The 13,666-nt window shown below is 40.3% G+C and carries 13 protein-coding genes and 1 pseudogene; 10 read left to right on the forward strand and 4 right to left on the reverse strand.

Going from position 1 to position 13,666, the window contains the following annotated elements; all coding sequences use genetic code 11:
* The first annotated feature begins 73 nt into the window (after positions 1-73).
* The 3 genes from V7K60_RS33155 to V7K60_RS33165 all read left to right on the forward strand — a co-directional run bounded on the left by V7K60_RS33155 (position 74) and on the right by V7K60_RS33165 (position 2,458).
* Positions 74-601: a CAP domain-containing protein gene (locus tag V7K60_RS33155; RefSeq protein ID WP_334932224.1), complete on the forward strand. Its 528-nt coding sequence runs from the start codon at positions 74-76 to the stop codon at positions 599-601.
* A gap of 589 nt (positions 602-1,190) precedes the next feature.
* Positions 1,191-1,739 carry a CAP domain-containing protein gene (locus V7K60_RS33160; RefSeq protein WP_292783269.1) on the forward strand — a complete coding sequence of 183 codons (549 nt, stop codon included), beginning with the start codon at positions 1,191-1,193 and terminating at the stop codon, positions 1,737-1,739.
* A gap of 89 nt (positions 1,740-1,828) precedes the next feature.
* Positions 1,829-2,458, forward strand: a complete 630-nt coding sequence (locus tag V7K60_RS33165; protein WP_334932230.1) for a ribonuclease H-like domain-containing protein — start codon at positions 1,829-1,831, stop codon at positions 2,456-2,458.
* 538 nt (positions 2,459-2,996) lie between these two features.
* On the opposite strand, the pseudogene V7K60_RS33170 reads toward V7K60_RS33165, so the two are convergent.
* Positions 2,997-3,443, reverse strand: a pseudogene (locus V7K60_RS33170) (rhodanese-like domain-containing protein); the annotation flags it as partial.
* Positions 3,444-4,620: 1,177 nt separating this feature from the next.
* Between V7K60_RS33170 and V7K60_RS33175 the strand changes: the two are divergent.
* Positions 4,621-5,340: a response regulator transcription factor gene (locus V7K60_RS33175; protein WP_334932232.1), complete on the forward strand. Its 720-nt coding sequence runs from the start codon at positions 4,621-4,623 to the stop codon at positions 5,338-5,340.
* A 213-nt stretch (positions 5,341-5,553) separates the two neighbouring features.
* Here the strand turns inward: V7K60_RS33175 and V7K60_RS33180 are convergent, their stop codons facing one another.
* Both V7K60_RS33180 and pdxA read right to left on the reverse strand, forming a co-directional pair.
* Entirely contained in the window at positions 5,554-5,787 is a 234-nt protein-coding gene (locus tag V7K60_RS33180; protein WP_334932234.1) for a hypothetical protein, read from the reverse strand.
* A gap of 277 nt (positions 5,788-6,064) precedes the next feature.
* On the reverse strand, positions 6,065-7,156 hold the full coding sequence (gene pdxA, locus V7K60_RS33185) for a 4-hydroxythreonine-4-phosphate dehydrogenase PdxA (protein WP_334932236.1): 1,092 nt from the start codon (positions 7,154-7,156) through the stop codon (positions 6,065-6,067).
* Between the two features lie 204 nt (positions 7,157-7,360).
* On the opposite strand from pdxA, the gene petM reads away from it, so the two are divergent.
* The 6 genes from petM to V7K60_RS33215 all read left to right on the forward strand — a co-directional run bounded on the left by petM (position 7,361) and on the right by V7K60_RS33215 (position 12,150).
* Complete coding sequence (gene petM / locus V7K60_RS33190) at positions 7,361-7,465, forward strand: cytochrome b6-f complex subunit PetM (RefSeq protein WP_118167852.1); 105 nt, start codon at positions 7,361-7,363, stop codon at positions 7,463-7,465.
* 249 nt (positions 7,466-7,714) lie between these two features.
* Positions 7,715-8,713, forward strand: a complete 999-nt coding sequence (locus V7K60_RS33195; RefSeq protein WP_334932238.1) for an SDR family oxidoreductase — start codon at positions 7,715-7,717, stop codon at positions 8,711-8,713.
* A gap of 130 nt (positions 8,714-8,843) precedes the next feature.
* On the forward strand, positions 8,844-9,761 hold the full coding sequence (locus tag V7K60_RS33200) for an NAD(+) kinase (RefSeq protein ID WP_334932240.1): 918 nt from the start codon (positions 8,844-8,846) through the stop codon (positions 9,759-9,761).
* Positions 9,762-10,066: 305 nt separating this feature from the next.
* Entirely contained in the window at positions 10,067-10,753 is a 687-nt protein-coding gene (gene nblR / locus V7K60_RS33205; protein ID WP_334818820.1) for a response regulator transcription factor NblR, read from the forward strand.
* A gap of 152 nt (positions 10,754-10,905) precedes the next feature.
* Positions 10,906-11,412, forward strand: a complete 507-nt coding sequence (locus V7K60_RS33210) for a DUF192 domain-containing protein (RefSeq protein WP_334932242.1) — start codon at positions 10,906-10,908, stop codon at positions 11,410-11,412.
* 510 nt (positions 11,413-11,922) lie between these two features.
* Positions 11,923-12,150, forward strand: coding sequence for a DUF2949 domain-containing protein (locus V7K60_RS33215; protein ID WP_292719964.1), 228 nt, complete (start codon positions 11,923-11,925; stop codon positions 12,148-12,150).
* Positions 12,151-12,488: 338 nt separating this feature from the next.
* Here the strand turns inward: V7K60_RS33215 and V7K60_RS33220 are convergent, their stop codons facing one another.
* Positions 12,489-13,643: a pyridoxal-phosphate-dependent aminotransferase family protein gene (locus V7K60_RS33220; protein WP_334932244.1), complete on the reverse strand. Its 1,155-nt coding sequence runs from the start codon at positions 13,641-13,643 to the stop codon at positions 12,489-12,491.
* Between the last annotated feature and the right edge of the window lie 23 nt (positions 13,644-13,666).

The following is a 13,666-nucleotide window of genomic DNA, read 5'->3' on the forward strand; positions in this document are numbered from 1 at the left end:
CTATATAGACCTATAAGTCATTTGTCACATTGATATTAGTTGGTTAGATTGTCTAAAACTTTACTGCCAACAAATGATTAAATCAATAATTTACAGCGTTGCTTTAGGCACTATTGCTCTCAGTAGTGGAGCGATCGCTACTCCTGTGACAAATCCAGCTTTTATACCAATGGGTTCACATGTGTCAAATAATACTGTTAAAATTGCAGCATATAGCATCGACACTGCTGCTCTAGAACAGTCGATTTTTAACCAAATTAATAACTACAGAATTTCCCAAGGGCTATCAGCGCTGACTCGTAATGCTGCCATCGATAATCAAGTGAGGATTCACAGTCAGAACATGGCTAATGGTACTGTTCCCTTTGGACATAATGGATTTTCAGAACGTCTTAGAGCAACCCGTATTTCTTACAGAGCAGCTGCTGAAAATGTCGCTTTCAACCAGGGATATAGCGATCCTGCCACAATAGCTGTTCAAGGCTGGCTCAGAAGTCCAGGGCATCTTGCCAATATCAAAGGTAATTATAATCTGACGGGGATTGGTGTTGCCAAAAACAGTCAAGGTGCAATCTACTTTACACAAATGTTCATTCGCTGATATGTTTGACGCGATGTGCAACTTAATATTCTCTACCTCACTTGCATTCCTCTCTCCTGCAAAGAAGCTCGGTGTACACACAAGTCTTTCTGACCCCCTCTAACTCCCCCGATACCTTGGGGGAGAACCGGATATTTCCCCCAATGCACCGGGGAGATTAAGGGGGGTAAATCCAGAATTTGGGCTTCATTACCAAGATGTATGTACACCGTAGCCTGCAAAGAGAGAGGCTTTGAATTCTACCCATTCCTTATTATTAGGCAAAGAGATTAGGTTTGAGTAAAAATTGCACACAGCGTTAGATTTGGTAAAATTTAGGTTTTTTCTCAAATTCCCCAGATTTTAACCTGTTAGTAAAGCTTTCGCTAGATAATTCCGGAAAATCTGAAATTATTAGCAAAATTAACCGTGATTTTCATGAAGCTGCCCCATTGAAGTACTGACAATTGGAAATGATTGCTTGTGTTACTTGTAAAGGATGTAGCCAAATTGCCGAAATTCATCATTACTTAATAGTATTGTGGTATATATCCTCGGAACAATAAGGTAGAGTAGAAGTCTTATATCTCTACACATTACGCAATTGTCCATGTTCCGACAAACTGCTTTTGGCATCGCTTTAAGTGCGCTTGTCCTTGCTAGTGGATTAACGACTGCTCCGATACCAAATCATACTTCTACGAATACATCCACCCGTAATAAGCTGTTGTCGCTTTTTTCTAGTCAGGTTGCAATATCGACTCCTACTTTTAAAACTACTGAGTTAGAAAAATCAGTATTTGACCAAATTAATCGATATCGGGTTTCTAAAGGGCTGCCAAAGTTGACTTTAAATGCAAATTTAACTCGACAGGCAAGAATTCATAGTCAAAATATGGCTAAAGGTAAAACCCCATTTAGCCATCAGGGATTTGAAGGGCGAGTCAAAGCTATCCCGATTCGCTACAACAGTGCAGCGGAAAATGTTGCTTTTAACCGGGGATATAGCAACCCCGTGGAGGAAGCTGTTACTGGTTGGATTAAAAGTCCCGGACACCTAAAAAATCTTAAAGGAAATTACAACCTGACTGGAATTGGGGTTGCTACTAATAATCAAGGCGAAGTCTACCTAACACAGATGTTTTTTCGTACTAGGTAGATTTAATTTCTGATTTTTTTGCACAATAATAATGTAGTGTCTGACAAGACTTTTTTCTGCTGGACACTGCTATTATTTTTGAACAATTGATGACATTACCAGATTTTCAGGTGAGCGATCGCGACCTCAGTGACGCAGCCCTTAGCCAGTATTTAGAATCTACAGCGATCGCAGTTGATACAGAAACGATGGGATTGTTGCCATTGCGCGATCGCTTGTGTCTCGTCCAGCTGTGCAATCTTGAAGGGAAAGTGACTGCAATCCGCATAGCAAAAGGACAAGCTGACGCCCCCAACTTAAAAAAACTCTTGGAAGCAGTCAATGTTGTGAAAGTGTTTCACTTTGCTCGGTTTGACTTGGCCACTTTGCGAGCCAATCTGGGTATTCAGGTACGGCCGATTTTTTGCACCAAAATTGCCAGTAAATTAGCCCGTACTTACACAAATCGCCACGGACTTAAAGACGTGGTACAAGAGTTAGAACAAGTGGAACTAGATAAAAGCTCTCAAAGTTCTGATTGGGGTAACGCCATTAGCTTATCTGAAGCTCAATTAAGTTATGCTGCAAATGATGTGCGCTACTTACTTAGTGTTCAGCAGAAGTTAATACAAATGCTCAAACGAGAAGAACGTTGGCAAATTGCTCAAGAATGTTTTGAATTTCTACCAACTATAGTTTCTTTAGATTTATTGCAATTTAAAGATTTGTTTGAACATTGATCAAACAGTAAACCTTTTGCAAAAGTTATTTATCTGGAGGGCAAGCATTACTAGACAGAATATTCTGTCTTCTGACCGGAATTTCGCAGTTTTCGGCTCTCTTTGTGAATTGTGACTTATCTGATTATGATAAATCGAGATTAGACCTCTTGGAAAATCTTCTAACAGCCCACTCTTAAACTCTGCCCGGCAAGCAAACAAGAGAGACTTTAACGTTAGTCAAAGATAGAGTCGGGTTCTTATTCTTGATTTATGCAAGAGGTCTATTCGTTAATTTTCTAAGTTATTTTTTGCCTAAGATCCAAGATTGGAATCATACATTATCTCTAGGAGTTTTAGCTTCATTAATGCCTTCTTTGACATTACTGGCTCCCTCTTGAACGTTTTCTTTGACATTACTGGCTCCCTCTTGAATGCCTTCTTTGAGGTTACTGGCTCCCTCTTGAATATTTTCCTTGAGGTTACTGACTCCCTCTTGAATGCCTTCCTTGAGGTCACTTGCTCCCTTCTTAATGGATTCCGTTGCGCTAGTACCACCCTTTTGCAGATTTTCTTGGTGGTTTTTTAGCCGATCTACAACATTATAGTCATCTGCACCTGGAGGAGTTTTTGATTCAACAATCCCTTCTGTCGGGCCACCGATCGCCTTCCATGCGCCAAGACCACCTTTAAGTTGGGAGACATGCTCAAATCCATTAGAGCGCAGTTGTTGTGCGGCTTGGGCAGTTTCTTGATCGTTGGCACCGTAAAGGTAAATGTCACGGCTCTTATCTAAAGAAGCTACTGCACGCTCTACCAATTCATCTGCTGGCGCTGGCATTGCTCCCATAATGTGACCTTCGTTGAAGGTCGCGCGATCGCGCACATCCAGGATTGTAAAAGCTGGTTCACCCCATTCCAGACGAGTCTTTAGGACATGAGCCTCAGTTTGTGCTTCTATTGGTGGTTGTGGGGGAATGATGCCACCGACTAAATTATTAACCATAATTTTCCTTACTGAAGATAATAATAGCAATTTAGCGAACTGAAGATATTTAATCGATCTTTCTCTGGTATGAATATCTTCAAACTCTCTCCTCAGATAGACTGAGTCGTTTCCAGAAATTATACCAATTGATTCATTGTAAATAACGCCATTTAAGAGTAATAACAATATTTTTTTTGAAATCTAATTCAATATATTTAAAGTTTATACTTTTGATATTTTAGTCATTTAGATATTTTTAATTTTACCAAATTCCTCATAAATCGAGAAAAACATTAGTTTAAAATGAAGAATATTAAGCGATGAATATAGTTATTAATAGCTTTTTAATATCAGTGATCGCTAATAATAATGTCTCCTCAATCTCCTGCTGTACTTGTATATTTATATACAGAAAATTAGAAGTTTGTGAGGTACACAAGCTAAATCTGTTAACCAGATACAAAGGGTGTTTTACTTCTGTTAGCGCAGCGCTAAATTTTGCTGTCAGCAGCATGAGGCAAGCTACCAGCAATTTATTGACATCATATATATATATTGCTTAAGGCAATTCTTTTTGCTGTTGCTTTTGTCTGTTAAAGCTGGTTTTGCTGCCCTATATACCTTCTGGGGATGCTTTGGGTCTTTAGCTTGTTATAGTCTCAGGCTGAAACTTGTAGTATAGTATATGCTTAAGAGGGCAGCTATATGTAAATGCACCAGGGTAGATTTTCGTAGACTTCTTCAAGAGAACAAACCTATTGGTTATAGTACAGTCGAGTAAGTAGGAGTTGAGAATCTAGATTGGCTGATAAGTTAGTTTGTGAGCCTTTGTAGAGACCTAATTAATTAGGGAGTGCGTTACTCTTTTAAAGTTGTAGCAATTGCCGTCACTTCTGGATGTGTCTTTTGACTATTTGCGGTTACGGAGATGAGTTTTAATTACACTTATTCAAAATCTAAAAGTTTAATATTATATAATACAAATTTAAAATTATGCAAAAATAATGCGATAATTATAAATTTTATCGGCATGACAATGGCTGAGGTTGTCATAAGCTTCATGGAAATTAAATGTATACAAGTACTACAGTAGCGATGGTACTTAGCAGAGAAGCGCGTAAATAAATTCTCAATAGAAACACGTAAAGTAAAACTGGCGCAACAGCAAATCGCCCAATCTACAATAGACAGCATTATGGTTATGGTTACTGCTACTACTCCTAAAATTCTGATCGTTGATGACGACTTTGGCGTCCGAAATCTCGTCTATCGTTTTTTAAGTCGGAAATATCAAATAGAGTCGGCAGCAGATGGTAGGACTGCCTTATCATTGTTTGAGCAATTCAACCCAGCTTTAGTAATTCTGGATTGGAATTTGCCGGATGTTACTGGTTATAGCCTTTGCCAAGAAATGCAGAGTCGTACTAATGTTTTAGTACTGATACTAACTAGTAGAACTGACGAGGCTGATAAAATTAAAATTTTAAGCGCAGGTGCTGATGATTTCATGACTAAACCATTTAGTCTTGCAGAAGTTGAAGTTAGAGTAGAAGCTCTTTTGAGGCGGATACGCTACATCAATCCCTCCCCAACACAACGTATCGTTTTCAAGCAACTAGTAATTAATCCAGAGGGCCGAGAGGTAACACTTAACGATAAAACTCTTGCCTTAACAGCGCTGGAATTTAATATCTTACATTTTTTGGCAAGTCATCCTAATCAGGCTTGGAGTCGTCCACAACTAATCCAACAAATCTGGGGTTGCGACTACATAGGAGATGGGCGGGTGGTTGATGTGCATATTGGTCAGCTTCGCAAAAAGATGGAAGTCGATCCGAGCATACCGGAGTTTATTAAAACTGTACGGGGCTATGGTTACAAGTTTGAAGCACCTGATGAGAATACTAATTTGTAATTAATGAGTATTTGCACCATTGTTTATTAATGAGACAAAAGGGTGCATTTATGCATGGGGTAATAATTATAAATTTTCATAGCATCTGACTTACCTAGATACTTTTACTAAGGCTTGACCGTATAAGTTGTGTCAATTTGGGACATTGATACAAACTGATTTGGTGATTTCGTGTCTGCCCAAGCCTCAGACAGTAAATAACTTAATGAAATTTTAACTAGCTAGATAAAAAGTTTCTGCAACCGCTTTTGGTAATTCAATCAATACAAAATAATTACTAGGATATAAATAGTGTTCACCTGATTCATCAATAACTCTAATCATTTGGTGCTTAACAGCATCAGAATCAGGAACAGTCTGGTAAATTTTCCGAATTTCTAAAGAAGCAGGATAATCTTTGTTGCTAATGCAAACAACATATTGAGTTTCTGTGTTCGCTGACTGCATAACTACTCCTATAGAAAACGTTTTATTTTAATTTCTTTCTTACCAATTCTGTGGGCTTCATACCAGTGTAACTCCGTTTCATAAATGCTTCCGTCGTCTAAGTTAATGGTTGCAAAGCCTTTAAGTTTCCGCTACCGTCCTGAACCATAAGTTTTACGCAAGCGTTTTAGTTCACGAATGGAGTTACCAACAGCAATTATTTCAATATTGTGATGTCTCCGATAATTTTAAAATTCAAGTAAGCATTACTCCTAGTAAATATTGCAACAAAGAACTTTTAACCACAACCCACTGCCAATCTTTGACTAACCAACTCAGCCGCTAAATGTATTGCTGCTTTCATACTCGTAGCATCAGCAATTCCCTTACCCGCAATATCAAATGCTGTTCCGTGATCTGGTGAAGTCCGAACGAAAGGAAGACCAATAGAAGTATTAACTGCCCGATCAAATGCCATCAGCTTCACAGGAATTAAGCCTTGGTCGTGGTAAAGTGCCAAGTAGCCATCAGCAGGATTTTCTACTAAAGAATTTCCATACCAAGCTTGACCAGGTTTAACCCACATTGTATCTGGCGGTATTGGCCCATCTAGTTGCAATTGTGGTCGGTTTTGCCGCTCTTGCTCTAACCAGGGAATTAACCAATCTTGTTCTTCATGTCCAAGTTGTCCCTGTTCGCCACTGTGAGGATTTAACCCGGCAATCGCAATTCTCCCTCTATATATACCAAAATCTTTCTCCAAGCACTCCACCAGCAAATCCAGTTTTTGTGTCAACAACTGCGGTGTCAACACATCGGCTACTTGACGTAGGGGAATATGTGTGGTAGCAAGTAAAGCGCGAAGTGTCCAACCAGTATGAGGCGATCGCGCTACGAATAACATCCCAAAACGGTCAACACCTGATTTTTGTGCCAAAAGTTCTGTTTGCCCTAAATAATTATAGCCTGCGGCTTTCCAAGCAGATTTAGCGATCGGTCCTGTGACAATAGCATCAAATTTACCAGCCAGTGTTTGAGCGATCGCATATTCCATATATGCAAAACTAGCCGCACCACTAGCTGCATTACCTATTCCTGAAATAATTTGATCTTTAATTTTTCCATCCAACTGCACATTGCTGACTGACAACTCATCTGGATTTGCCAAAGCTACTAAATTCTCAGTTAAATTCAGTTTGTAATAAATCTGTGCGAGCAAATCTCCGTTACCCACTACTGTAACGTCATATTTTTTACGAATTTCTGGATCAGCTAAAGCTTTCAAAATCACCTCCGGCCCAATCCCCGCCGGATCTCCCAGCGTCAGCGCCAAACGCGGACAATTTTCTTTTACAAAACTTATTAAACTACCTTGATTATTTTGATACATAAAATCTCTTCATAATTATTATCATTAAATTTTCTCAATTTACCCATCTCTCTTCTCCCAACAGTAGGGATTGCCCCCCAAGCCAGTAGGGATTACCTGCTAAACTAGTTTAAAATTATTTACACAGGTCTAATCCTAGCAACTATTGAAAAGCTTCTAGTAGACCTAGTTTACACACCACTTTGCATAAGGAGAATCATACTAATGGGCGGCGAACTTTTGAATGCAGCTCTATTGTCTTTCGGTTTAATCTTCGTGGGCTGGGGCTTAGGCGCGTTGTTACTGAAAATTCAGGGCACAGAAGAATAATTGAGGGCTGTTAGCGGATAGCTCAGGTTTAGCCCGTGCTGAGTTAGGAGTTAAAAGTTATTATTCTCCCTATTCCCCACTCCCTTTGTCATCGAAATGAGAAAAAAGCTTGTCCGTTAACCGGACAGCTATTTTTTCATGAGTTTATCCAAATAAATTGATTTTCTGAGAAAAGATGTAAACTTTTGTTTGCATAGGTTATTCTGATAACATTCTTTTCATAAAACATTAAAATTTATTACAACCCTCATGACATTATTAATCGTCGGTGCCACTGGCACCTTAGGAAGACAAGTGGCTCGTCGTGCTATCGATGATGGATATAAAGTACGCTGTCTTGTCCGCAGCAGTAAAAAAGCAGCTTTTCTTAAAGAATGGGGTGCAGAACTTGTCCCCGGAAATTTACGTTACCCCAATACCCTAACGCAAGCATTAGAAGGTGTAACCCAAGTTATTGATGCCTCAACATCTCGCCCTACAGATTCACTGAGTATCAAACAAGTGGACTGGGAAGGCAAAGTAGCATTGATTCAAGCAGCAAAAGCAGCAGGTGTCGAGCGTTTTATCTTCTTTTCAATTTTAGATGCTGATAAATACCCAGAAGTGCCGCTAATGGAAATTAAGCGGTGTACAGAACTATTCTTGGCTGAGTCAGGCTTGAATTATACCATCTTGCGGCTAGCTGGGTTTATGCAAGGTTTAATCGGTCAGTATGGGATTCCCATTTTGGAAGGACAGCCAGTTTGGGTAACAGGTAATTCTTCTCCCATCGCCTATATGGACACTCAAGACATTGCTAAGTTTGCAATCCGAGCATTGAGTGTACCAGAAACGGAAAACCAAGCTTTTCCTGTAGTCGGTACTCGTGCATGGAGTGCAGAAGAAATTATCAACCTGTGCGAACGCTTATCTGGAAAAGATGCCAGAGTAACGCGGATGCCAATAAACTTACTGCGTGCTGTGCAGGGTATTATGCGATTCTTTCAGTGGGGATGGAACGTAGCAGACAGACTGGCATTTACAGAAGTATTGGCTAGTGGTAAACAGTTAAATGCTTTAATGGATGAAGTATACACAGTGTTTGGTTTAGATCCGCAACAAACCACAACCCTAGAAAGCTATCTACAAGAGTACTTCAGCCGAATAATGAAGAAACTCAAAGAGGTAGACTACCAAAAAAATAAAAATAAAAAGCAGAAACCTAAAAAAACTCCTTTTAAACAATCTTCAAAAGCCAACAGTCAATAGTCATTACAAAACAGACATGAGTCGTAAAACTCTAGACTCTGGATATTTGACTCTAGATTAATGACTACATGACCAAAAATGTGTAACGATTACATAATACAGAGCATCGCCTAAAATTGGATATTTGAGTGTGCCGAAAGCAGGCATTATCTACAATGACGTTAAACCGATAGCGGGCCGTGTCGCTATCGAGTTAAAAGACAAGCTAACCGCAGCCGGTTGGAATGTATGTATCACATCGAGTATTGGTGGTATACTGGGCTACCCTAACCCGGATAGTCCTGTGTGCCACACCCCCATTGACGGTCTAACACCCCCTGGTTTTGACTCAGATATGGAGTTTGCAGTGGTATTAGGGGGAGACGGCACTGTTTTAGCAGCGTCTCGTCAGGTAGCCCCCTGTGGGATTCCACTGTTAACAGTGAATACCGGCCACATGGGATTTTTGACGGAAACTTTCCTGAACCAATTGCCCCAAGCACTAGAACAGGCAATGGCGGGTGAGTATGAAATTGAAGAACGAGCCATGCTCACCGTCAAAGTGTTTCGGGATGATTCAGTACTGTGGGAAGCGCTCTGCTTGAATGAAATGGTACTGCACCGGGAACCTTTGACCTCTATGTGCCATTTTGAAATTGCCATAGGGCGTCATGCGCCAGTAGATATTGCCGCAGATGGTGTGATTGTTTCTACGCCTACTGGTTCTACAGCTTACTCATTGAGTGCTGGTGGCCCAGTTGTGACTCCTGGCGTACCTGCTTTACAGCTAGTACCCATTTGTCCCCATTCCCTAGCTTCTAGAGCATTGGTATTTCCAGATACTGAATCAGTGAATATCTACCCAGTCAATATCCCTCGGCTGGTAATGGTAGTAGATGGGAATGGAGGGTGCTATATCTTACCAGAAGATCGAGTATATATGGAGCGATCGCAATATAGTGCCAGATTTATTCGCCTGCAACCGCCTGAGTTTTTCCGAATTTTGCGAGAAAAATTAGGTTGGGGTTTACCACATATCGCTAAACCAACTTCGGTAGAATTGCCGTAGGCATTGGGCAGGAGGCAAAAGTTTTTGAATTTTGAATTGATTTCTCCCTGATCTTCCTACTCCATACTCCCCAACTTAGTGATTTCCTTCCAGAATTACTGGTATAGAGATGGAATTTGGAGTTAGTTATTAAGATTGCATCCGAGAATTCGATAGCTGACACCTGAACGTGCTAAAACATCTTTAGCAGCGCGTCAAATCAGGATTGTTACATCACTCAAAACTGGTAATTGCACTTTAATAACTGATGTAAAGATTTTCTCTGGAATATCTTTACAATCCCAAATCCAATATCTCAAATTGTTATGACAGTTGCTCAAAGTCCCTGTGTTTTGGTGATTGAAACCGATGAGAGCCTTGCAAATCAGCTTTCTTGCGATTTGCAAGAAGCCGGTTATGAATCAATTTTGGCTCATGATGCGACAAGTGGTTTACAACACTGTCGCGATCGCCAACCTGCTTTAATTGTCTTAGACCGGATGTTAGCAGGAGAATCAGGACTCTCATTGTGCAAAAATATGAGAAGCACTGGTATGCGATCGCCTGTATTGATTTTAATGGCAAGGGATACAGTTGATGATCGTGTAGCTTGTATAGAAGCTGGAGCGGATGATTACATCCTTAAGCCTTACCGCTCAGAAGACTTTTTGAAGTTGATTCGCCTCTACTTAAAACCCGATGTAGATACCACGGAGCAATTACGCTTTGGGGATTTAATTTTAGACATAGCAACTCGCCGTGCCATACATAATGGGCGACCAATTGACCTGACAATGAAGGAATTTGAACTATTAAAATTCTTAATGGAACATCCTCGTGAAGTGTTAACCCGTGAACAAATTCTAGAAAATGTTTGGGGTTACGACTTTCTGGGTGAATCAAATGTGATTGAAGTGTACATTCGTTACTTGCGGTTAAAAATCGAAGATGAAGGTCAAAAGCGCCTGATTCAAACAGTGCGAGGCGTAGGGTACGTTTTAAGAGAATCCTAGTATACTGTAGCGGGAGTTTGCTTATCTCCTTGCGTCATTTCCAGTTTCAGACTGGGAATGCTTTGTTTGGGTGCTACTGCCTCCCACCCAAGGGGTTTTTCTGCCTACAACACTGTAAAATTGAAGTCTAAATTACAAAATTAAAAAGCTATATGACTCGTCGGCTAAGTTTGCTCTCGATAGTGCTAAGTATTTTTCTGATGGGTTGTTCTGTGCCAACAACAGCTAAATCTTCTAGCCTCACCTCTGGTTCTGAAACTCCAGCACCAGAGAGTTTAGGTCAAAAACTACCAATTTCTGCTAAAGCCATTGTGCCTAATGGTACAACGATTCAATTAGAGGTAGCGCAGACGTCACAACAGCAAGCGATGGGGTTGATGTATCGGCCGGCTTTGCCAGATGACCGAGGGATGCTGTTTGGGTTCCCTTCAGCACAACCAGTCAGTTTCTGGATGAAGAATGTACCTGTACCTCTGGACATGGTGTTTCTACATAAAGGTGTAGTTAAATATATTCAGGTTGCTGCACCTCCTTGTGCAAGTGAGCCTTGTCCTACCTATGGCCCCAATACACCAATTGATAAGGTGATTGAACTTCGTTCTGGAAGAACTGCCGAATTGAAGTTGAAAGTGGGCGATATTCTCAAAATTGAGTTTTGAAACTCCAGTGCTTTGCGGGGATAAAAACTTGGGTAATTACTCGGTTGAGAGCCTATACGGTCGAAATATATATTTTTTCTGTAAAAAATGTCACTTTATGTGGTCAAATAGCACTTGTAACGCTACTATTTAAAAACTGTGGTAATAATGTAAAATTCTACTGTCTCAAACCTGAAATCGCAGTCTTCAGGTTTGGTCTCAAAAATATTCCCTTGGGCGCAAGTGTAAATAGTCGCCAATAAGAGAGTATAGGCTATGGAATCTTTATTACTACCTGTGTAATTAAATAAAACACAAAGGTAAATAAGATGAAGCCAATTTAATTAGGTAAAAATACTGCTTAATAAGCTAGCAGATGATTTGTATGAGAATTTTTATTTCTCAGACCTTCTATGGGAAGCCTCTGTTGAAGGCAGATTAACAAAAACTGTGCTGGGGTGTATGGCCGATAACGGCACAGTGACAGATGAAATACTGGCTACTGTCTACCAAGTAATGATGAATTGATATATGACAATACATTCTGCACAAGGAGGTGAGATACAAATGTCACCATCAAAATATTCTCGACTGATTAATTTTTTGCAAGAAGATTTGGCAATTTCTACAGCATCACTAGCGGTGGCGCTTCGGCATCGGGAGCAAGACCCAGGCCCTTTGGCAATGATTCTTTGGCAATATGGGTTAATTACTCTAGAGCAATTAGAACAAATTTATGATTGGCTGGAGACGGCGTAGATTATACCAATTTTGGATTGTAGTTTTTAGACTTTGGTTTAAAAGTTTCTAGCAAATGCATATTAGCAGAATCTCAAAGAATACTATTGATGCCAATTTTGTATGATACTAAGTTGCCAAAGTTAGTCTTGTTTGGTGTCAAAGATATAGTACGACTTTCTTCAAAGCAAATAATACTATCTAGGGCAACTTGGTGTCATTTAGGAAGATTGAGGTATGTCACATCAACTCTACCTGATGCAAAGATTGATATATAGCTCTCTTGACTGACGGTTTTTACTGTATATACAAATTAAAAGAGCGAGTTAAATTATCAACTCGCTCTTTTGATTTATTACTCAGGACTGACTAAACACTTTAACTGCTGCTGCTATACCAGAACCAGGGGTGAAATCTTCGTAGCCAAGTTCCGTTAGGGTAACTTCTAAGGATGCTATACAGCTAAGAATATCGCGATCGCTCACAAAACCCAAATGACCAATACGGAAAATTTTATTGCTCAAATGATCTTGACCACCAGCGAGGGCAATATCAAAGCGTTTTTTCATCAATGACCGAATTTTATCCGGTTCAATTCCTTGTGGTGCTACAGCTGTAATCGCCGGACTAGCGGAATTATCTGCTGCAAGCAGGGGTAAATTTAACCCTTTAATGGCGGCGCGGGTAGCATTTTTGAGCCGTTCATGTCGAGCAAATATTGATTCTAAGCCTTCTTCTTTCATGATTCGTAACGTGGTGTGTAACGCTACGATCAAGTTCACAGGCGGAGTAAATGGAGTTGTATTTTTGGCTGTGGCTTTACGATATTTGCCTAAGTCCAAATAATATTTCGGTAGCTTCGCAGTTTTATAAGCTTCCCAAGCTTTGGGACTGACAGAAACAAAACCCAATCCTGGCGGAATCATATAACCTTTTTGGGAACCAGAGGCGACTATATCCAAACCCCAAGCATCCACAGGTAGATTGAACGCACCCAAGCTCGTGACGGCATCAACGATAATTAAAGCTTCACCGTGTTCTTTAACGTGGCGGTTGATGGTTTCTAGGTCATTCAACACACCCGTCGAGGTTTCACTGTGGGTAATGATTACAGCTTTAATTTGCTTTTGAGTATCTGCTTGAAGTTTTTCGGCAAATACTGCGGGGTCTAAGGGTTTTCCCCATTCCACCTTAACTTCTTCTACATTCAAACCGTAGGCTTGACCAATTTCTACCCAGCGTTCGCCAAATTTACCATTAGAACCAACTAAAATGCGATCGCCTGGAGAGAGAAAATTAATTATTCCCGCTTCTACAGCACCCGTACCACTGACATTCAGCATCAGCACATCACTTTGAGTTTGGTGCAGCCACTTGAGGTTTTCTGTCACCTCTGCCAATATGTTGCTAAATTCACTAGTACGGTGCCCAATCGGATGCTTGGCTAATGCCAGTAAGGCAGCTTCTGGCACCGGTGTAGGGCCTGGAATCATCAGCATCAGCTTATCGTTCATGTGTCTATCCTAAAAGTCAAATA

Origin of the sequence: Nostoc sp. (assembly GCF_036917555.1) — a bacterium.
In the GTDB taxonomy this organism is placed as follows: domain Bacteria; phylum Cyanobacteriota; class Cyanobacteriia; order Cyanobacteriales; family Nostocaceae; genus Nostoc.

Coding starts and splice junctions, on each gene's coding strand:
- V7K60_RS33165 (WP_334932230.1), top strand. CDS start 1,829: ATGACATTACCAGATTTTCAGGTGAGCGATCGCGACCTCAGTGACGCA.
- nblR (WP_334818820.1), top strand. CDS start 10,067: ATGACAGTTGCTCAAAGTCCCTGTGTTTTGGTGATTGAAACCGATGAG.
- V7K60_RS33160 (WP_292783269.1), top strand. CDS start 1,191: ATGTTCCGACAAACTGCTTTTGGCATCGCTTTAAGTGCGCTTGTCCTT.
- V7K60_RS33180 (WP_334932234.1), bottom strand. CDS start 5,787: ATGCAGTCAGCGAACACAGAAACTCAATATGTTGTTTGCATTAGCAAC.
- V7K60_RS33175 (WP_334932232.1), top strand. CDS start 4,621: ATGGTTATGGTTACTGCTACTACTCCTAAAATTCTGATCGTTGATGAC.
- V7K60_RS33155 (WP_334932224.1), top strand. CDS start 74: ATGATTAAATCAATAATTTACAGCGTTGCTTTAGGCACTATTGCTCTC.
- V7K60_RS33195 (WP_334932238.1), top strand. CDS start 7,715: ATGACATTATTAATCGTCGGTGCCACTGGCACCTTAGGAAGACAAGTG.
- V7K60_RS33220 (WP_334932244.1), bottom strand. CDS start 13,643: ATGAACGATAAGCTGATGCTGATGATTCCAGGCCCTACACCGGTGCCA.
- pdxA (WP_334932236.1), bottom strand. CDS start 7,156: ATGTATCAAAATAATCAAGGTAGTTTAATAAGTTTTGTAAAAGAAAAT.
- V7K60_RS33215 (WP_292719964.1), top strand. CDS start 11,923: ATGACAATACATTCTGCACAAGGAGGTGAGATACAAATGTCACCATCA.
- petM (WP_118167852.1), top strand. CDS start 7,361: ATGGGCGGCGAACTTTTGAATGCAGCTCTATTGTCTTTCGGTTTAATC.
- V7K60_RS33210 (WP_334932242.1), top strand. CDS start 10,906: ATGACTCGTCGGCTAAGTTTGCTCTCGATAGTGCTAAGTATTTTTCTG.